Annotated in this window: 19 protein-coding genes and 1 pseudogene; 13 read left to right on the top strand and 7 right to left on the bottom strand. The window is 71.4% G+C overall.

All coding sequences use genetic code 11. The features are described from left to right. The first annotated feature begins 380 nt into the window (after window positions 1-380). Entirely contained in the window at window positions 381-929 is a 549-nt protein-coding gene (locus O7626_RS07820; protein WP_278060479.1) for a LytR C-terminal domain-containing protein, read from the top strand. Window positions 930-936: 7 nt separating this feature from the next. Here O7626_RS07820 and O7626_RS07815 read toward each other — a convergent pair whose 3' ends face one another. Next, on the bottom strand, window positions 937-1,761 hold the full coding sequence (locus tag O7626_RS07815) for an inositol monophosphatase family protein (protein WP_278060478.1): 825 nt from the start codon (window positions 1,759-1,761) through the stop codon (window positions 937-939). A 290-nt stretch (window positions 1,762-2,051) separates the two neighbouring features. Here O7626_RS07815 and O7626_RS07810 point away from each other — a divergent pair, with 290 nt between their 5' ends. Continuing rightward, the gene (locus tag O7626_RS07810; protein ID WP_278060477.1) at window positions 2,052-3,698 is read left to right on the top strand and encodes an RNA polymerase sigma factor; all 1,647 of its coding nucleotides are present in this window, start codon (window positions 2,052-2,054) and stop codon (window positions 3,696-3,698) included. Window positions 3,699-3,942: 244 nt separating this feature from the next. Continuing rightward, a complete protein-coding gene (locus O7626_RS07805; RefSeq protein WP_101371992.1) occupies window positions 3,943-4,176 on the top strand; it encodes a hypothetical protein in 234 nt (77 codons plus the stop codon). A 172-nt stretch (window positions 4,177-4,348) separates the two neighbouring features. Here the strand turns inward: O7626_RS07805 and O7626_RS07800 are convergent, their stop codons facing one another. Next, complete coding sequence (locus tag O7626_RS07800; protein WP_278060476.1) at window positions 4,349-6,058, bottom strand: DEAD/DEAH box helicase; 1,710 nt, start codon at window positions 6,056-6,058, stop codon at window positions 4,349-4,351. A 138-nt stretch (window positions 6,059-6,196) separates the two neighbouring features. Between O7626_RS07800 and O7626_RS07795 the strand changes: the two genes are divergently transcribed. After that, complete coding sequence (locus O7626_RS07795; protein WP_278066095.1) at window positions 6,197-6,844, top strand: NAD(P)H-binding protein; 648 nt, start codon at window positions 6,197-6,199, stop codon at window positions 6,842-6,844. A 443-nt stretch (window positions 6,845-7,287) separates the two neighbouring features. On the opposite strand, the pseudogene O7626_RS07790 reads toward O7626_RS07795, so the two are convergent. Together O7626_RS07790 and O7626_RS07785 are read right to left on the bottom strand one after the other, a co-directional pair. Next, window positions 7,288-7,890 (bottom strand): annotated as a pseudogene (locus O7626_RS07790) (TRIC cation channel family protein); the annotation flags it as partial. A gap of 39 nt (window positions 7,891-7,929) precedes the next feature. After that, window positions 7,930-8,148, bottom strand: coding sequence for a DUF3039 domain-containing protein (locus tag O7626_RS07785; protein ID WP_278060475.1), 219 nt, complete (start codon window positions 8,146-8,148; stop codon window positions 7,930-7,932). 107 nt (window positions 8,149-8,255) lie between these two features. On the opposite strand from O7626_RS07785, the gene O7626_RS07780 reads away from it, so the two are divergent. Beyond that, complete coding sequence (locus O7626_RS07780) at window positions 8,256-9,176, top strand: pseudouridine-5'-phosphate glycosidase (protein ID WP_278060474.1); 921 nt, start codon at window positions 8,256-8,258, stop codon at window positions 9,174-9,176. Continuing rightward, window positions 9,173-10,123 (top strand): PfkB family carbohydrate kinase, encoded by a 951-nt coding sequence (locus O7626_RS07775; protein WP_278060473.1) that lies wholly within the window; start codon window positions 9,173-9,175, stop codon window positions 10,121-10,123. Before O7626_RS07780 ends, O7626_RS07775 begins: the two co-directional genes overlap by 4 nt. 40 nt (window positions 10,124-10,163) lie before the next feature. Here O7626_RS07775 and O7626_RS07770 read toward each other — a convergent pair whose 3' ends face one another. Then, window positions 10,164-10,520, bottom strand: coding sequence for a DUF3099 domain-containing protein (locus O7626_RS07770; protein ID WP_278060472.1), 357 nt, complete (start codon window positions 10,518-10,520; stop codon window positions 10,164-10,166). Between the two features lie 164 nt (window positions 10,521-10,684). Between O7626_RS07770 and O7626_RS07765 the strand changes: the two genes are divergently transcribed. Next, entirely contained in the window at window positions 10,685-10,972 is a 288-nt protein-coding gene (locus O7626_RS07765) for a hypothetical protein (protein WP_278060471.1), read from the top strand. Window positions 10,973-11,063: 91 nt separating this feature from the next. Beyond that, the gene (locus tag O7626_RS07760) at window positions 11,064-11,375 is read left to right on the top strand and encodes a hypothetical protein (protein WP_278066094.1); all 312 of its coding nucleotides are present in this window, start codon (window positions 11,064-11,066) and stop codon (window positions 11,373-11,375) included. A 106-nt stretch (window positions 11,376-11,481) separates the two neighbouring features. Here O7626_RS07760 and O7626_RS07755 read toward each other — a convergent pair whose 3' ends face one another. Together O7626_RS07755 and O7626_RS07750 are read right to left on the bottom strand one after the other, a co-directional pair. Continuing rightward, a complete protein-coding gene (locus O7626_RS07755; RefSeq protein WP_278060470.1) occupies window positions 11,482-12,711 on the bottom strand; it encodes a low temperature requirement protein A in 1,230 nt (409 codons plus the stop codon). A gap of 195 nt (window positions 12,712-12,906) precedes the next feature. Beyond that, the gene (locus O7626_RS07750) at window positions 12,907-13,488 is read right to left on the bottom strand and encodes an HhH-GPD-type base excision DNA repair protein (protein ID WP_278060469.1); all 582 of its coding nucleotides are present in this window, start codon (window positions 13,486-13,488) and stop codon (window positions 12,907-12,909) included. Window positions 13,489-13,678: 190 nt separating this feature from the next. On the opposite strand from O7626_RS07750, the gene O7626_RS07745 reads away from it, so the two are divergent. The 5 genes from O7626_RS07745 (at window position 13,679) to O7626_RS07725 (ending at window position 17,500) form a co-directional block, all read left to right on the top strand. After that, window positions 13,679-14,110, top strand: a complete 432-nt coding sequence (locus O7626_RS07745) for a hypothetical protein (RefSeq protein ID WP_278060468.1) — start codon at window positions 13,679-13,681, stop codon at window positions 14,108-14,110. A 476-nt stretch (window positions 14,111-14,586) separates the two neighbouring features. Beyond that, on the top strand, window positions 14,587-15,771 hold the full coding sequence (locus O7626_RS07740) for an MFS transporter (RefSeq protein ID WP_278060467.1): 1,185 nt from the start codon (window positions 14,587-14,589) through the stop codon (window positions 15,769-15,771). Between the two features lie 33 nt (window positions 15,772-15,804). Next, on the top strand, window positions 15,805-16,329 hold the full coding sequence (locus O7626_RS07735) for an SRPBCC domain-containing protein (protein WP_278060466.1): 525 nt from the start codon (window positions 15,805-15,807) through the stop codon (window positions 16,327-16,329). Beyond that, window positions 16,329-16,652, top strand: a complete 324-nt coding sequence (locus O7626_RS07730; protein ID WP_278060465.1) for a metalloregulator ArsR/SmtB family transcription factor — start codon at window positions 16,329-16,331, stop codon at window positions 16,650-16,652. The genes O7626_RS07735 and O7626_RS07730 overlap by 1 nt, the downstream gene beginning before the upstream one ends. Further along, window positions 16,652-17,500, top strand: coding sequence for a DUF899 family protein (locus O7626_RS07725; RefSeq protein ID WP_278060464.1), 849 nt, complete (start codon window positions 16,652-16,654; stop codon window positions 17,498-17,500). The genes O7626_RS07730 and O7626_RS07725 overlap by 1 nt, the downstream gene beginning before the upstream one ends. Window positions 17,501-17,703 lie beyond the last annotated feature (203 nt).

The following is a 17,703-nucleotide window of genomic DNA, read 5'->3' as shown; positions in this document are numbered from 1 at the left end:
CGCCGGAGGACGCTGTTTCGGTTCCCGCTGGCCGGCCGTCTTTTCCGGTCGCCCGACCCGACGCACGCCCCGGGTCGCGGCCGCCGGGTGGAACTGCCCCGGCGAGCGGGGTACCTTACCCCCCTTCGGGCGAGGCATGTATACCGTCCCTGCGGCATGCATGTACGTCCGAGCGCGCGGAGTTGTTCCCAATGTGACTCAGGCGACACGAAGATAGGGGTACCGGTCGGCCGATCGTCGTCGCCGCGCCGACAAATCTGGCGGATTCAGCACCCGGTCGGACAACCGCCGGGCGCACCGGCATACTCGATAGCCACGGCGGCCCGTGTGGCCGGCCGGTCGGGGTCGTTCCACAAACCAGCTTCGCAGGAGCCAAGCAGATGAGTTTCGCGCGCGTCCGGGCCCTCGTCGTCGTCGGCGTGCTCGCGGTGATCGCCATGGTGTTCGTCGGCGTCACCCTCGTCCGCGACACCCAGGCCGGCAAGGAGGTCGCCAGCGACTGCCAGGAAGGCGACAAGCTCGCCGACACCCGGTTGCGGCAGTCGAAGGACATCAAGATCAACGTCTATAACGGGACCGACACCGTCGGCATGGCCAACACGCTGAAGATTGACTTCCAGAACCGGCAGTTCAAGGTGCTCAAGGCCGGCGACGCACCGAAGAAGGTGAAGGGCATCGACGAGGCCGTGGCGATCCTGCGGTACGGCCCGAAGGGCGTCGGCTCGTACCAGGTGCTCAGGGCGTACTTCCTGAACGAGGCGCAGCCGGAGTTCCAGCTCGAACGCGAGGACGACACGGTGGACGTGATCATCGGCGGCGAGTTCAAGCAACTGGCCACCATCACCGAGGTCAACCAGGCGCTGAGCCAGCGGGACCCGGAGAGCACCCAGCTGCCGCCGCGGACCTGCGCCGACCCCAACCTGAGCTGACCGCCGCTCAGGGCCCGCCGGCCGCGTCGAGCCGGGCCAGGTGGTCGTGCAGCGGCCCGAACAGCGCCGGTGGGGCCGCGATCACCAGGTCCGGTCCCGGGGCGGCACCGGCCAGCCCGGCGACCCGGAGTCCGGCCTCGGTGGCGACCAGCCCGCCGGCCGCGTGGTCCCAGAGGTTCAGGCCCTTCTCGTAGTAGCCGTCGACAAGCCCCTCGGCCGCCAGGCAGAGGTCGATCGAGGCGACGCCGAACCGACGGATGTCCCGGACGTGGGGAATGAGCCGGTGCAGCACCCCGGCCTGGTGTTCCCGGCGCGCGGGGTCGTAGCCGAACCCGGTGGCCACCAGCGCCTGGCCGAGGTCGGTCTCGGTCGAGCCGGCCAGCCGCCGGCCGTCCCGGTGGGCGCCGCCGCCCCGCACCGCCGTCCACTCGTCCCCGGTGGCGGCGTTCCGGACCACTCCGGCGACCACCTCCCCGTCGACCTCGGCGGCCAGCGAGACGGCGTAGTGCGGCAGCCCGTAGAGATAGTTCACGGTGCCGTCGATCGGGTCGAGGATCCACCGTACGCCGCTGTCACCGGCCGGGCCGGCACCGTCGGCGTCGCCGTACTCCTCGCCGAGTACCGCGTCGGCGGGCCGGGTCGCCCGCAGGGTCGCCACCGCCTGCCGCTCCACCGCCCGGTCGGCGGCGGTCACCACGTCGGTCACGGTGCTCTTGGTGCCGATTCCGGACACTCCCTCGGCACGCATCCGGTACGCGGTCTCCGCCGCCTCCCGGGCCACCTCGACCGCGATCTTCAACAGCTCCTCCGGAGCCGGTGCCGTACCACGCATGACGTCCCCTTCCCGCACGCCTGTGACGTGCCGCCCCGGCCGCGAGTATCATCCTTACAAAGTCAAAACGCGCATCGAGTCGGTGGCCCCGGACCACGTCTCCGGCGTGCGGCGCGGGATGATCGCCGCAGACGGCGCTACAATTCACGCCTGCCCACGCGCCACGGACCGCCGAGCACCGGCCGGCCCGGGACACGGGGGTCCCTCAACCACATCGGCCCGACACAACGCACCGCGCTGCGCCGGCCGATCCCGGCCGTGCTCAGCTCATCGCCTCCGGAAGGTCATTCGTGACAGAACCCCGCCACACCGGCGCCGACGTACGCTCGCTCACCGACACCCTGATCGCGCGGGCGCAGACCGCCGGCGGCCAGCTCACGTCGGCTGAGCTGGCGCGTACGGTCGAGTCTGCTGAGGTGACTCCGGCCCAGGCCAAGAAGATCCTGCGTGCGCTCTCCGACGCCGGGGTCACCGTCGTGGTCGACGGCTCGGCGAGTACCCGTCGCCGGGTCGCCGCCGCCCGGTCCGCCACCCCCGCGTCCCGGGCGACCACCGCCAAGGCGACCAAGAAGTCGGCGCAGCCGGCCCCGAAGCAGGCGCCCGCCGCCGACGAGGCGGCCGGCGCGGTCCGCAAGCCGGCGGTCCGCAAGCCGGCGCTGGCGGCCGACGGAGCGTCGCCGGCCGGTGCCGCGAAACCGGCCGCCAAGGCCGCCGAGGCAGCCGCCAAGGCTCCGGCGAAGGCCGGCCGGGCAGCGACCGGCGCCGGCCCGGCCAAGGCCGCCAAGGCCGCCAAGGCCGCCACCCCGGCCAAGGCCGGCGAGCCGGACGGCCCGGCCGAGGACATCGATCCGGAGGCGCTTGCCGCCGAGATCGAGGACGTGGTGGTCGAGGAGCCGGCCGAGCTGACCAAGGCCGCCGAGGCGGACGCCGCCGACGCCGCGACCGACAACGACTTCGAGTGGGACGACGAGGAGTCCGAGGCGCTCAAGCAGGCGCGCCGGGATGCCGAGCTGACCGCCTCGGCGGACTCGGTCCGGGCCTACCTCAAGCAGATCGGCAAGGTCCCGCTGCTCAACGCCGAGCAGGAGGTGGAGCTGGCCAAGCGGATCGAGGCCGGGCTCTACGCCGCCGAGCGACTGCGCGCCGCGGAGGAGGGCGAGGAGAAGCTCGTCCGGGAGATGCAGCGCGACCTGATGTGGATCTCCCGGGACGGGGAGCGGGCCAAGAACCACCTGCTGGAGGCGAACCTGCGGCTGGTGGTCTCGCTGGCCAAGCGGTACACCGGGCGGGGGATGGCCTTCCTCGACCTGATCCAGGAGGGCAACCTCGGCCTGATCCGCGCCGTCGAGAAGTTCGACTACACCAAGGGCTACAAGTTCTCCACCTACGCCACCTGGTGGATCCGGCAGGCGATCACCCGGGCCATGGCCGACCAGGCCCGCACCATCCGCATCCCGGTGCACATGGTCGAAGTGATCAACAAGCTGGGCCGGATCCAGCGCGAGCTGCTCCAGGACCTGGGCCGCGAGCCCACCCCGGAGGAGCTGGCGAAGGAGATGGACATCACACCCGAAAAGGTGCTGGAGATCCAGCAGTACGCCCGGGAGCCGATCTCGCTCGACCAGACCATCGGCGACGAGGGGGACAGCCAGCTCGGCGACTTCATCGAGGATTCCGAGGCGGTCGTCGCGGTCGACGCGGTCTCCTTCTCGCTGCTCCAGGACCAGCTCCAGCAGGTGCTCCAGACGCTTTCCGAGCGGGAGGCCGGCGTGGTGCGGCTGCGGTTCGGGCTGACCGACGGGCAGCCGCGTACCCTGGACGAGATCGGTCAGGTGTACGGCGTGACCCGGGAGCGGATCCGGCAGATCGAGTCCAAGACGATGTCGAAGCTGCGCCACCCGTCCCGTTCGCAGGTGTTGCGCGATTATCTTGACTGACCCCAAAAGTCAACCAGTCGTGTCCATCTGATCACCACACGTACATCGGGCGGTGGTGATCAGTTGGTTCCCCATTTGTGATCGTTGACGTGGCACCCTGGTAGCACGGCACACTGTCTCTACCACGTGTGACATCGGTCCCCCGGGGGCACACTGGGAAGGGCACACCCCACAAGGGTGTTGCACGATAGGTGAGCAATGAACGACGAGAGTGTTCATCGGTGACGACCGCAGGAGGAAGGCGATGACCCCGACCCTCACGCCGCCGCCCGAGACGGTGGCTCCCCCAGCCGCCGATGAACGGTGCGACCGCTGTAACGCCGCCGGCAAGCTCCGGATCACCCTCGCGGGTGGGAGCGAGCTGGTGTTCTGTGGCCATCACGCGAACAAGTACGCCGAGGATCTCGTGAAGATCACGGTTCGGTACGCGGTTGACCCGGAATTCAGCTGGCGTGGCGCCGATTTGATGGCGAACTAACCCAACCAGGACATAACTGACCGGAGGTGCCCGTACGGGCGCCTCCGGTCGTCTATCCCGGCTTTCGCTGGTGTCCCGGCTTTCGCTGGCCGCCCCGGCGGCGACAGCTGGCGACGCCGGCCGGGCGCGACCCCGGCAACCCGGAGAAAGCCGGCAGGCGGGCTTTCCCCGGTCAGAGCGTCTGGACGGTGGCGATCCGCTCCTCGAGCTGCTCGATCGTGGCCTGGGCGCTCGGCGGACCACCGCAGCGGCGGCGCAGCTCGGCATGGATCTTCCCGTGTGGCAGTCCGGTCCGGTGGTGGTGCGCCGCGACCAGCGCGTTGAGCTGGCGGCGCAGGGTGACCCGCCGTTCCGCCGCGCTCATCGGCCGGGGCGCCGGCACCGGCTCGGCGGTCTTCCGGCGGCGCTGGGCGGCCAACTGGTCGGCCTGGCGCTTGCTCAGCAACACCGCAACCTGGTCGGCGGTGAGCAGGCCGGGCAGGCCGAGATATTCCTCCTCCTCCGGCGTACCCGCCTGGGCGGCGGTGCCGAAGGAGGCCCCGTCGAAGATCACCTGGTCGAGTTCGGCGGTCGCGGAGAGCGCCTCGAACCGCTTCTCCAGCTCACCGCTGGCCTGCTCGTTGCGCTGCGCCCGCTCCAGCAGGTCGTCGTCGAGCCCGTCGCCCCGCTTCGGCCCGCCGAGCACGTGGTCCCGCTCGACCTCCATCTCGCTGGCCAGCCCGAGCAGGTGCGGCACGCTGGGCAGGAAGACCGACGCCGTCTCGCCCGGCCGACGGGCCCGGACGAACCGCCCGATCGCCTGGGCGAAGAAGAGCGGCGTGGAGGCGCTCGTCGCGTAGACGCCGACGGCCAACCGCGGGATGTCGACCCCCTCGGAGACCATCCGCACCGCGACCATCCAGCGCTGCTCGGAGACGGTGAACGCGGCGATCCGGTCCGAGGCGCCCTGGTCGTCCGAGAGCACCACCACCGCCCGCTCCCCGGTGATCCGTTCGATCAGCCGGGCGTACGACCGGGCCGCCTGCTGGTCGGTGGCGATCACCAGACCGGCGGCGTCGGAGACCCCACCGGCCCGGAGCACCTGCAACCGGGCGTCGGCGGCCCGCAGCACCTGCGGCATCCAGTCCCCGGCCGGGTCCAGCGCGGTACGCCACGCCTGGGCGATCAGGTCCTGGGTCATCGGCTCACCCAGCCGGGCCGCCAACTCGTCCCCGGCACTGGTCCGCCACCGGGTCTCCCCCGAGTACGCCAGGAAGATCACCGGGCGGACGACGCCGTCGGCGAGCGCGTCGGAGTAGCCGTACACCGAGTCGGCCCGGGAACGTTGCAGGCCGTCGGGGCCCCGCTCGTAGCTGACGAACGGGATCGGGTTCTCGTCGGAGCGGAACGGCGTACCGGTCAGCATCAGCCGGCGTACGGCGGGCTCGAAGGCGGCCTTGACCCCGTCCCCCCAGGATCGGGAGTCGCCGGCGTGGTGGATCTCGTCCAGGATCACCAGGGTCCGCCGGGTCATCGTCCGGCGGCGGTGCACCTGCGGGGCGATCCCGACCTGCGCGTAGGTGACGACCGCACCGTGGAAGTCCGCCGAGGAGTGCAGGTCGGCGTTGCGGAACGCGGCGTCGAGCTGGATGCCGACCCGGGCCGCCGCGACCGCCCACTGGGTCTTCAGATGCTCGGTAGGTGCGACCACGGTGACCGCCTCGACCGTACCGTCGGCGAGCAGTTCGGCGGCGATCCGCAGCGCGAAGGTGGTCTTGCCGGCGCCGGGGGTGGCGACGGCCAGGAAGTCATCGGAGCGGCGTCGCAGGTACTCCACCAACGCCTTGCGCTGCCAGGCCCGCAGCGCGGGGAACGATTCGAGTACCGGCAGTCGGGCTCCCACGCGAACACTCCCCTCCGACGGCCAGATATCCAGGCACACGAAAACGCCTCCGCGACCGGACGAGCGCGAAGGCCGTACCAGCATAACCAGCCGGCCCCGTGGGACCCAGGCGACACCGGCGGCACAGCAGCCCCAGAGCTGTCTCGCATCACTGTCCTCGGCGGTACCGGGTACGCCGGATCGGCCATCGTCGCCGAGGCCGCCGCTCGCGGTCACGAGCTCACCGCGTTCAGCCGGTCAGTTCCGGCCGACCCCGTCCCGGGCGTGACCTATGTCCGGGGCGACGTCACCGACCAGGCGGCGCTGACCTCGGTCGTCTCGACTGCCGACGTCGTGGTCGGCGCGCTCGCGCCGCGTGGTCCGCTGGCCGGTTCCTTCCGCGACGTCTATGCCATGATCGCTCGAATCGTCGACGCCGAGGGGATCCCGCTGTACGTCGTCGGCGGCTTCTCGTCATTGCGCCCAGCCGCCGGCGCGCCGCGCTTCGTGGCGGATCTGAGCCACGCCCCGGCCGAGTACCACGACGAGCTCGTCACCGTGGCGGCGCTGGTCAGCGACGACCTCCCGGCCACGCCGGAAACGCTCGACTGGGTTTTCGTCAGCCCGGCGGGCAGGTTCGGCGGACACGTTCGCGGGGAGCGGCTGGGCACGTACCGGGTCGGTGACGACGTCGCCGTCCAGCCCCGGGACGGCGGAGCGATCTCCGGCCCGGACTACGCACTCGGATTCGTGGACCTGATCGAGAAGCGCGAGCACCACCGGGCTCACCTCAACCTCGCGTACTGAGCCGCACCGTTCTGGCGGAGCTGTCCCCACCCGAACGCCCGATGATCACCAGGGCGCGGGGCTCCATCCCAGCAAGGGATTTCGCCGGCCCGGACCGGAATGGTTAGGATTCCGCCGAGGCCGCGGCAAGCCCGTCCGGCTGGCACTGCTGCCCGGCCCTGCGCCACCTGGCGATGTGCTCCGGCTGACGTCCATCACCAGCCGTCGACCCGACGCTCCTCCGGTGACCTGTCCGTCTCAGCTGAGCCATCGGTCGATGCCGGTGAGCCGGACTGGTTGGATGGGCCCGCCGAGCACCCCGGGATCGTGGCGACCAGGTCCGGTGCGGTCACGGTCGCCGCAGCCTGGGCCGGAGCAGCCTGAGCCTGGGCCGGAGCAGCCTGAGCCTGGGCCGGAGCAACCTGAGCCTGGCCCGGAGCAACCTGGGGCGGAGCGGCCAGCGGGACCGGCGCGGACCAGCGGCGGCGCAGCGCCACCAGCCGGAGGGCGAAGACGAAGAGCGCCGCCGCCATCAGCGGTCCGGGGCCGGCCAGGTCGACCCGGTCCAGGCCGACCACCGCGACCGCACCGGCCAGCGCCGCCACCGCGTAGATCTCCCGGCGCAGCACGACCGGAATCTCCCCGGTCAGCAGGTCCCGGCCCAGGCCGCCGCCGATCCCGGTCAACATGCCGATCATGCAGGCGCCGACCGGGGGCAGCCCGGCGTCCAGCGCGGTGAGGGTACCGGTGACGGTGAAGAGGCCGAGCCCGGCCGCGTCGAGGACCAGCACGGTGGTACGCAGCCGCGCCAACTGGGGGTGTAGCCAGAAGACCGCCGCGGCGGTGACCGTCGCGGTGACCGCGTACCGCCAGTCGGCGAAGGCCAGCGGCGGCCCGTCGTCGATCACCAGGTCCCGGAAGATGCCGCCGCCAAGTGCGGCGACGAAGCCGACGAAGACCACCCCGAACAGGTCCAGCCGCTTCACCACGGCGGCGGAGGCGCCGGACGCGGCGAAGATCGCCACACCGGTGAGGTCGGCGAAAAGCAGGGCGGCTGCGGCGGTCACCGCAGGATGTTACGCGCTGACGGGCGGCTCCGGCCCGGCTCAGTCGCGCATCGAGTCGTAGATCTCCTTGCACTTCGGGCAGACCGGCGAGCCCGGCTTGGCGGCCTTGGTGACCGGGAACGTCTCACCGCAGAGCGCGATCACGAAGGTCCCCATGACCGCACTCTCGGCGATTCTGTCTTTCCGGACGTAGTGGAACATCTCCGGCCCGGTGTCCGCGTCCTTCAGTTCCGGACGCTCGAGAACCTCAGTGCTCACGGCAGCGATTCCTCCCTCGGTGACCCCGCCAACGGTCAAGTCTGGCAGGTCACTGCCGAGCGGTCCACCGGAACACCCCCCGGCCCCGGCCCGTACGGTGGTCAGCCGTGACCGATTATCAGATCCGGTACGGCGCCGAGGTGGCCGAGGCACTGCGCGCCGACCGCCCCGTCGTCGCCCTGGAGAGCACCATCGTCTCGCACGGCCTGCCCCGCCCGGACAACCTGCGGGTGGCCCGCGAGATCGAAGCGGCGGTACGCGCCGACGGGGCGGTCCCGGCCACCATCGGAATGGTCGACGGCGACCTCGTGGTGGGCCTCGACGACACCCAGCTGACCCGGCTCGCCTCCTCGGACGGCGTGGCGAAGCTCTCCGTACGCGATCTGGCGCTGGCCGCCGCCACCCGGGCCGACGGGGCCACCACGGTGGCCGCCACCAGTGCGGTCGCGGCGGCAGCCGGGATCCGGGTATTCGCCACCGGCGGCCTCGGCGGGGTGCACCGGGAGGCGGCGCAGACCTTCGACGAGTCGGCCGACCTGACCGCGCTCTCCGGTACCCCGATCGCGGTGGTCTGCGCCGGGGTGAAGTCGATCCTCGACGTCGGCGCGACCCTGGAGCGGCTGGAGACGCTGGGTGTGGCGGTGGTCGGTTACCGCAGCCGCCGGTTCCCCGGCTTCTTCGTCACCGACGGCGGCTTCGACCTGGACTGGTCGGTCGATTCGCCGGAACAGGTGGCCGCCGCGCTCGCGGCCCGGGCCGGGCACGGGGTCTCGGCCGGCGCGCTGATCGTGGCCAACCCGCTCCCCACCGACGAGCAGCTCGACCCGGCCCTGCACGACCGCACCCTGGCCGACGGCCTGGCCCGGCTCGCCGCCGAGGCAGTGACCGGCAAGGCGGTCACCCCGTTCCTGCTGGCCCACTTCCACTCCGCCACCGACGGTGCCAGCCTGGCGGTCAACGTCCGGATCATCCTGCGCAACGCCGCGCTCGCCGCCCGGATCGCCGTGGCCGCCGCCGGCCGGCGATGACGCCCGGAGGTCCTCCTCCGGCTCCGCCGACGGGCGGGGGTGGGCCGCCGCACCGGATCGTCGTGGTCGGCGACGTCGTCACCGACGTGCTGGCGGTGCTGGCCGGACCGGTGGCGCCCGGCTCCGACACCTCGGCCGAGATCCGGGTCACCGGCGGTGGCCAGGCCGCCAACACCGCAGCCTGGCTGGCCTGGCAGGGCTGCCCGGTCACCCTGGTCGGCGCCGTCGGCGTGGACGACGCCGGCAGCTCCCGGATCGCCGAGCTGACCACGCTGGGCGTGCACTGTGCGGTGCGCCGGGATCCGGACGCCCCGACCGGCACCGTCATCGTGCTGGCCGGCGACGGCGAGCGGACCATGGTCACCCAGCGCGGGGCGAACCTCCGGCTGACTCCGGAGCAGGTCGACGCGGCGCTGGGCGAAACCCTGGACGCGGGGCATCTGCACCTGTCGGCGTACACCCTGTTGGACGCCGGGTCGCGCCGGGCCGGGCTGGCCGCGCTGGCCGCCGCGCGCGGGCGCGGCCTCAGCACCAGCGTCGACGCGGCCTCCGCCGAACCGTTGCGCCGGGTCGGTGCGCCCGCGTTCCTGGCCTGGGTACGCGATGCCGACCTGCTGCTCGCCAACGCGGACGAGGCGGTGGTGCTGGCCGGACCGGGTACGCCCGCGGCGCAGGCACGCACGCTGACCAGGGTGGCCCGGCACGTGGTGGTGAAGGACGGTGCCGCCGGTGCGGTCTGGGCCGAACGCGGCGGCCCGGTGGTCTCCGTGCCGGCCCGGCGGGTGCCGGTGCGCGACGTGACCGGGGCCGGGGACGCGTTCGCGGCCGGCCTGCTGGCGGCCCGGATCGGCGGCGCCAGCCCGGCCGAGGCGCTGGACCGGGCGGCCGAACTCGGCGCGGCGGCGGTCGGCACCCTCGGGGCCCGGCCGCCGGCCGAGCGGAGTTGATCACCGGCCCGGTTCGGCGTATCGGGGCGGTCAGCCCGGATCAGGGCTCGGCGTCGATCACCCGGTGCGGGCGTTCCTCGGCGGGCAGCGCCCGGGGCGGCGTCTGGTCGAGATGGTTCCGCCGCATCCGCGCGCCGATCCGGTGCTCCTCCTTCGGCGGGCGGTCGTTCGCGAGCAGCACGGCCAGCCAGGGGATCAGGACCATGCCGACGGCACAGAGCGGCAGCCAGAGCCAGAGCAGCGGCGCCTTGGCGCCGACCAGGATGGCACCGACGACGACACAGAGCGCCCGCACCGACATCATCACGAGGTAGCGACGCTGCCGGCTGTGCAACTGGTCGTCCTGGCTGCGTGAGGCGTCGGTGATCAGGATCGGCTGGTACGCCTGACGCTTCACCACGGGCCTCCGGAGGGATGCGGTCGGTCCTCCCCGGAACTCTCCCGTCCCGGGATGCCGTCTCCCATACTCGCACCTTCCACCGCGCGACGACGCCGGGCCGGCACCCGGGCCGGGTTCGTCGCGTCACATCCGCGTGTTACGTACGTGGTACGCTCCCTCGGGTGGGCAGCAGGTTCAGCTTCACCGACGAGGCACTGGGAAACCTGAAGGTCCACGACGTCACCCCCGGCGAGGTGTGGGAGGCGCTGCACAGCGCCCGACGGGTCATCCGGCACCTCGGCGACGACGTCATGATCGTCTATGCCATGGCACGGCGCGGACGACGACTGGCCATCCTGCTGGCCGAGGCCGATCAAGTTGACAACGACTGGGACATCCTCTCCGCGCGTGACCTGACCGACATCGAGTCCAAGCGCTACGAGGAGGCGATCCGGGGGCGCCGGCGATGAGTCCGTCCCACCAGGCGGGCCCGGGATCGCGCACCAGGAGACCGGGATCGATCACGAGATCGAGCACGGAGACGAGGAGGAGGCGGTGACGATGCACCGAGACGATGCCGTCAAGCGGTTCCACGCCGAAGACGACCAACTCGCGGATCTGATCGACGACGCGCAGCCGGTCGAACTGCCCACCCCGGACACCGACGTGCCGATGGTCAGCCGCTCCGTACGCCTGCCGCTGGACACCTACGAACGGGTCCGCTCGGCCGCCGAGGCGCGCGGCATCGGGGTGACCACCCTGATGCGGCAGTGGATCGAGGCAGGACTGGCCGACCTGGACGACTCGGCCACGGTGTCGCTGGCCGACGTACGCCGGGCACTGGCCGCGCTCGCCCACCCGACGGCGGCCTGAACCGGCCGCCGACCGAACGCCGACCGAACCGGCTGGACCGGTGGCAGCCGGGCGCGCTCCGGACCGGCTGCCGGCCAACGGGGCGACCGGGCTGTCTCCCGTTGCCTCAGACCGGCGGCGCCGGCTGCTCGGGCGACTGTCCCCATGCCCGGCGTAGGTCGGACAGGGCCACCCCGAGCAGCACCGCTGCGGTGACGCCGGCGACGGTCAGCAGTGGCAACCGGGTCGTCACCGGTACCACCACCGCAGACGCCGCCAGCAGGACCAGGCCGGCCACCCGGGTCCAGGAGACCCGAGCGAACACCTGGAACTCGAAACCGGCCCGACCGGCCAGGAAGAGCGCGGGACCGCCCAGGATGGCGATCAGCCAGGCGGGCGCGGTGTGCCCGAACGGGTGGGTGATGGACAGTTCGTAGCCGACCCCGGTGAGCACGATGCCGGCGATCATGACCAGGTGCGTGTAGGCGGCGGCCAGGCCGAGCCGCGTCGGATCCCGCGCCTGGATGATCGCGTTCGGTAGTACGTGCCCGGCCCGGTAGAAGTAGATCCGCCAGAGCAGCACCGTGGTCAGCAGCGCCAGCCCGAGCGCGGCACTCCTGGCCGGGGTGAAGGCGGCCCCCTCGGTGCTGCTGAAGCTGATCCCGGTGACCAGGATCAGCTCGCCGAGCGCGATCAACAGGAACTGCTGGTAGCGCTCGGCCAGGTGCTCCCCGGCGAACGGCTGCCCCCCGTGGCGTGCCCGGCCGAGTCGGGGCGTCGGCCAGCCCAGGGTGAAGCCGAGGTAGTCCACGCCGATCGCGATGCTCCAGAACACCCCCCGCAGGACGTTCTCACCGGCCAGTCCACCGACGAGCCACGGCAGGGTGGTCATCCCGGCCCAGAAGAGCACCCGACGCGGCGTATCAGGGTCGCCCGGAACGGACCGACCCCGCGTGGCCAGCAGGAAGAACCCGACACGGCCGTACTGGACCGCGAGGTACGCGCCGGCGAAGATCAGGCCCCGGTCGCCGAACCCCTCCGGGAGGGCGACCGCCACCACCATGCTGCACACCACGGTCACCACCACGACGCCCTGCACGGCCAACGTCTCGGGCTCCTGGGTGCTGGTGGCCCAAGCCGTCGAGGCCCAGATGAACCAGAGCGCCAGGAAGAGCAGCAGGGTCTGGCCGGCCTCGGAGAGCAGGATGCCCTGATCGCTGGTGAAGTCCTCGACCAGCCGCTGGGAGACCCGGGTGAGCGCGAAGACGAAGACCAGGTCCAGGAAGAGTTCCAGAAAGGTGGCCCGTTGCGAACTGGCCTCGGTACGCAGGAGCGGATCGATCGGCGTATCAGCCATGCGGCGTCGGCCCACCGGTTCGGCGCGGTGGTCCGGGGCGCACCCGGACCGGAGCCGGCGGTCCCGGGCCTACGCCGACCAGAACCTTCCGGGCCACTGCGTCGCTCCCTGAGTGTCGACGATCTCCTCAATCAACGAGCCAGTCCCCGCCGAGGCTCGCCGGACACGACGGCACAGCCCGGCGGACACGACGGATCAGCCCGGGGCGGCTGCGGCCTTGGCGGCGGCCTTCATCTGCTGCTTGTGCTGGCGCACCTTGGCCAGGGACGACTCGTCCACCACGTCGGCGACGGAGTGGTGGACGCCGTCGAGCCCGTAGTCGCCGGCCGCCTCCCGCCAGCCGGGCGGCTGCACACCGAAGCGTTTGCCGAGCAGAGCCAGGAAGATCTGCCCCTTCTGCCTGCCGAAGCCGGGCAGCCCGGTGATCCGCTTCAGCAGTTCACGGCCGTCCTCGGCCCCGGACCAGAGCCGGCTCGGGTCACCGTCGTACCGCTCGACGAGGGCTCGGCACACCTCCTGCACCCGAGCTGCCATGGCCTTGGGGAACCGGTGCAGGGCGGGCCGCTCGGCGAAGATCGCGGCCAGCGCCTCCGGATCGAAGCCGGCCAACTCGGCCGCGTCCGGGACGTGCCCGAGCCGCTTGACCAACTCGTACGGGCCGGCGAACGCCTTCTCCATGCTGACCTGCTGGTCCAGCACCATTCCGATCAACAGCGCTAGCGGGTCCCGCCGGAGCAGTTCGTTGGCTTCGGCGTCGATGGGCAGCGAGAGTGGCATGGTCCGATGATGCCGTAATCGGCGCCTGAGCAGTGCGACGGTGCGTTCATTGGTGACGAGGACGTCAGACCAGGTCGGCGAGATACTGCGTGATCATCCGCTGGCGGAGCGCATCGTCGTCAGACCAGCCTGGTACCACGGACACGGACGGTGCTGGGAGAATGATCCTTGCCTGTCGAATTGGAGGGCCATGGCGTTGATCCTGGCGGCGACGTCGGGTGCGCTCGTCGCCGTACTGGCGGTCGGCGTACTCGTGTTGACCGGTAGGGGTGGCGAGGGGCAGCGGCTGGTCCGCTGGTCGGGGCTGGTGATCACGGTGCTGGTGGCGCTCGTCCTCGCACCGCTCACCGTCGAGGATTCCGGTGCGGCGGCGGCGCTGGTGCTGCTCGGCGTACCCGTGCTCGCCGCCGCCCTGCCGGCACTGGCCCAGCAGCTCGCCGCACGCCTGGCCGGGTACCTCGACCTGGTCGCCGCGGTCGCGATCGGCGGCTGGGGCCTGCTGCTGGCCCTCGGCGGCCTCGGCGTCGCGTTCCTGCCCTCGGCGCTGTTGTTCCTGGCCGGCGCCGTCCGGAGCCTGGTAACCGGTCACCGGGCGCCCTCCGGTCCAGCGCCCGGCGGCTGACGGGCGCCGGGAGACGGCTGACGACTGACGGACAGCAGAGCCACCAGCCCCAGGGAGTCGCCGAGCACGGAGACGGCGCGAGCCGACCACAGCACCCGGAAGTCGCGGTTGCTTCGGAGTAGCCGAAGCGCGCCACCGCAGCAGGGAATCGAGGGCTCGACAGGCCCTCCCGCGCAACTCTCAGCAGGCGTTGGCCCAGGCGAGCCGGAACGCTCGATCGGCTGTGCCCCACAGCCGCACCAGCCGGTCTACCCCTACGGGTTCGCCGAGGACAGCGGTGAAACCCCACGGGGTTCCCACTGGGCGCTTACCACGGCCTCGACCTTCCCTAAACCTGGACGCTGAACGGCTACAACACCTATCCGTCGCACACCTGCAATCAATCGGTTGCATGTCACGGCAAACTGCAATACATTGGTTGCATGAGCTCTCGCACAGACCTCACACACCCGACAGGCAACCTCGGTGGTCACGGCATGGTTCTTGTCGTGTTGTTCGCTGGGGCGTTCGCGATGGGCAGTGCGGAGATGCTGGTCATGGGAATCATCGATCTGGTCGCCGTCGGCCTTGCGGTGTCGCTCCCGGCCGCCGGGGTGCTCATCACCGCCTTTGCCCTCGGCGTGGCGCTCGGCGGCCCGTTGCTCGCTCTGCTGACGGCATCGCTCGACCGCCGAGTGGTCCTGCTCGGCGCGGCCGCAACTTTCGTCCTGCTCAACCTGGTACCCGTGCTGGTCGCCGACTACTCGCTCTTCATCGTCGCCCGCGCCGCGGTCGGCGCGGTCCAGGGTCTGTTCATTGCTGCTGCGCTGACCACGGCGGCAGGCATCGTGCCGGCCGATCGCGCCGGCCGCGCTATGGCCACCGTGATCTCCGGGTTCGCCGCCGCGAGTGCCCTGGGCCTTCCGCTGGGGGCGCTGGTGGGCCGGACCCTCGGGTGGCGTGCCTCGTTCGCGGGACTCGTCATCCTCGGATCCGGAGTGTTCCTCGCCATCTACCTGGTACTCCCCTCGGTCCCCTCGGTGCGGGAGAGTCGTGCCAGGACCCAGCTGCGTCATGCCTTCGCGCCGCGAGTGCTCGCGGTACTGGTGCTGTGCGGCCTGGTCTTCGTGGCTGTCCAGTCGACACTGACCTACCTCGTGCCGTATCTGCGCGACGTCACCGGGGTTTCCGGGACTGCGGTGACGGGATTCCTGATCGCCTTCGGGGTGGCGACCACGGTCGGCACGGCGGCGGGGGGACGCCTGGCCGATAGCCACGCCGAGCGCACGCTGAAACTGGGGTGTCTCGGAATGACGATCTCGCTGCTGGCGATGTACCTGTCCGGCGCCCGGGCGGGAGTGGCGCTGGTCGCCGTGATCGGCATCGGAGCATTCGCCATGGGACTCGCACCGGCCTTGCAGACCCGAACAATGAGCCTCGCCGGGCCTGGAGCGGCGCTGGCGGCCTCGCTTCCGGCGTCTGCGGCCAGTGGTGGTGACGCCATCGGCGCAATGGTCGGAGCTGTCGCGATCGGACAGTGGGGGATTCCCGCCGCGGTCCTCGCAGGAGCCGTGGTTGCCCTGACGGCTGTCGCCGTCGCCGTCGCCACCGGCCGACTCCACCACCCGGTCCCGCCGAGCCTGGAGGACACTCGGCGGGCAGTCGAGCCCGTCCCCGCCTAGGAATCGAATTCGAGCAGAAGGGAAACCCGCGACATGACCGACAACCCGCTGTCCATCGTCGACCACGACACCTTCACCGTGCGACGTACGATCCGGATCGCCGCTCCGGTCGAGAAGGTGTGGCGCGCCGTCACCGAACCCGAGCACATCTCCCGCTGGTTCGGGCACACAGTGCTCGTCGGCGACGGCGACGGCGCCGGAGCCGGAGCCGGAGCCGGAGCCGGAGCCGGAGCCGGAGCCGGAGCCGGAGCCGAGGGCACAATCGTCTGGCCGGACGAATCCGCCATCCCGATCCGCGTCGAAGAGATGGATCGGCCACGGATGGTCTCCTACCGGTGGTGTAACAGCGAGGGCGCCGAACCGGTGCCGGGTCAGCTCGACCATGGCCATTCGACGGTGTTCACGTTCACCCTCGAGCCGGTGGGCGGCGACACACAGCTCACCGTGGTCGAGACAGGGTTCGAGACCTCTGCCGACCCCGCCGCCGATCTCGACAGCCACCGTCTCGGCTGGGACGAGCAGCTGGACCGGCTCGTCGGCGCGCTCGAGGCCCGGTGATGACGGTGACCTCGGAGACGGTGGTCCACGTGTGCGCCGCGCTGGGCGACGAAACCCGCTGGAGCATCCTGACCGCGCTGGGCGAGGGCCCTGCCTCCGCCTCGGCGCTGGCAACCCGGATGCCCGTCAGTCGTCAGGCGATCACCAAGCACCTCGAGATCCTCCAGCGGGTCGGGCTGGTCAAACCGGTCCGGGTCGGCCGCGAGATTCGCTACCAGGTGCTCGGCGCGGAGCTGAGCGCGACCGCACGCCGCCTCGACGCCATCGGCAGCGAGTGGGAGCGGCGTCTCGCAGACATCAAGGCGATTGCGGAGGACCTCTGATGAGCACGCGCGCCACGGCTCTCCACGACGCCGGCCTACCGCCCACCACCCACCGGGCGGCATACGAGGCCCAGATCCAGCAGCTGCGCCGACGGGAGAAGGCACATACCTGCGAGGCGGACGCGATCGCGGCAGCCCGTCGTCGGCTGCCGATGGTGGAAGTGGACGGCAGCTCGGAGCTGCTCGGCCCCGAAGGCTCGACCACGCTCCTCGACGCGTTCGAGGGACGCCGCCAGCTGCTGGCCTACTACTTCATGTGGTGGCCCGGACGTCCGGCCGCAGACCAGTGCGAGGGCTGCACCTACTACACCAACCAGGTCGCCGAACTGTCGGGCCTGCACTCACGCGACATCACCTTCGCAGTCCTCCTCCAGGGTCGCAACACCGCCTACGGGCCGGGTGACGCACAGGAGTCCTACGACGCGAGCCGGCGGTACCGGAAGTTCATGGGCTGGACCATGCCCTGGTACTCCGCCCAACCCTCACTCGAGGCGCTGCTCCCCGGCCGCGAGCTCGGGCTGTTCCACCTGGTCAGCTATGCCCGCGACGGCGACCGCGTCTTCGAGACCTACTGGACGACGCGACGCGGCGTGCAGGCGATGGACTACAACTACGCGATGATGGACCTGACCGTCTGGGGGCGTCAGGAGTCCTGGGAGGACTCGCCGGCCGGTTGGCCCCAAGCCTGCACCAACGTCCGCACCGACGCCGGCGCGCCTGCCTGGACACCCACGCCAGACTGGACCGGCCGCCCTGTCGGCCAGTGGCCCCGCCTCGATGCCGGACACGACGACGCCCTCGGGACCGGGGACACCGGACCCACGCCCACCCCAGCGCCCTGTCACTGACCGATCCCGCTGCCGTTTCTTCCGCTTCGGCGGCCGACCCGTTCCCGGTGCGGCAGGCAGCAGCGGGCCGGAGCAGCCCACTGCCTGTCGGTCAGGTCGTGCCGCCTCGTCACCGCCACGCTGGGCACGAGGTCTCCGGTATGAAGTTCCTGCTTGGTCGCAGAACCAGATACCGGAGACTCTCCAGTTGTCGATCACCGCCA

It is taken from the genome of Micromonospora sp. WMMD1102, assembly GCF_029626265.1.
In the GTDB taxonomy this organism is placed as follows: Bacteria; Actinomycetota; Actinomycetes; order Mycobacteriales; family Micromonosporaceae; genus Plantactinospora.
Note: the sequence above shows the minus strand (reverse complement) of the source record. Positions and strands in the feature narration are given on the sequence as shown.

Excerpts from the sequence above, each read along its gene's own strand:
- O7626_RS07805 (WP_101371992.1), top strand. The coding sequence starts at position 3,943 with ATGACCCCGACCCTCACGCCGCCGCCCGAGACGGTGGCTCCCCCAGCC.
- O7626_RS07745 (WP_278060468.1), top strand. The coding sequence starts at position 13,679 with ATGGCGTTGATCCTGGCGGCGACGTCGGGTGCGCTCGTCGCCGTACTG.
- O7626_RS07735 (WP_278060466.1), top strand. The coding sequence starts at position 15,805 with ATGACCGACAACCCGCTGTCCATCGTCGACCACGACACCTTCACCGTG.
- O7626_RS07820 (WP_278060479.1), top strand. The coding sequence starts at position 381 with ATGAGTTTCGCGCGCGTCCGGGCCCTCGTCGTCGTCGGCGTGCTCGCG.
- O7626_RS07760 (WP_278066094.1), top strand. The coding sequence starts at position 11,064 with ATGCACCGAGACGATGCCGTCAAGCGGTTCCACGCCGAAGACGACCAA.
- O7626_RS07775 (WP_278060473.1), top strand. The coding sequence starts at position 9,173 with ATGACGCCCGGAGGTCCTCCTCCGGCTCCGCCGACGGGCGGGGGTGGG.
- O7626_RS07815 (WP_278060478.1), bottom strand. The coding sequence starts at position 1,761 with ATGCGTGGTACGGCACCGGCTCCGGAGGAGCTGTTGAAGATCGCGGTC.
- O7626_RS07755 (WP_278060470.1), bottom strand. The coding sequence starts at position 12,711 with ATGGCTGATACGCCGATCGATCCGCTCCTGCGTACCGAGGCCAGTTCG.
- O7626_RS07750 (WP_278060469.1), bottom strand. The coding sequence starts at position 13,488 with ATGCCACTCTCGCTGCCCATCGACGCCGAAGCCAACGAACTGCTCCGG.
- O7626_RS07730 (WP_278060465.1), top strand. The coding sequence starts at position 16,329 with ATGACGGTGACCTCGGAGACGGTGGTCCACGTGTGCGCCGCGCTGGGC.
- O7626_RS07740 (WP_278060467.1), top strand. The coding sequence starts at position 14,587 with ATGGTTCTTGTCGTGTTGTTCGCTGGGGCGTTCGCGATGGGCAGTGCG.
- O7626_RS07725 (WP_278060464.1), top strand. The coding sequence starts at position 16,652 with ATGAGCACGCGCGCCACGGCTCTCCACGACGCCGGCCTACCGCCCACC.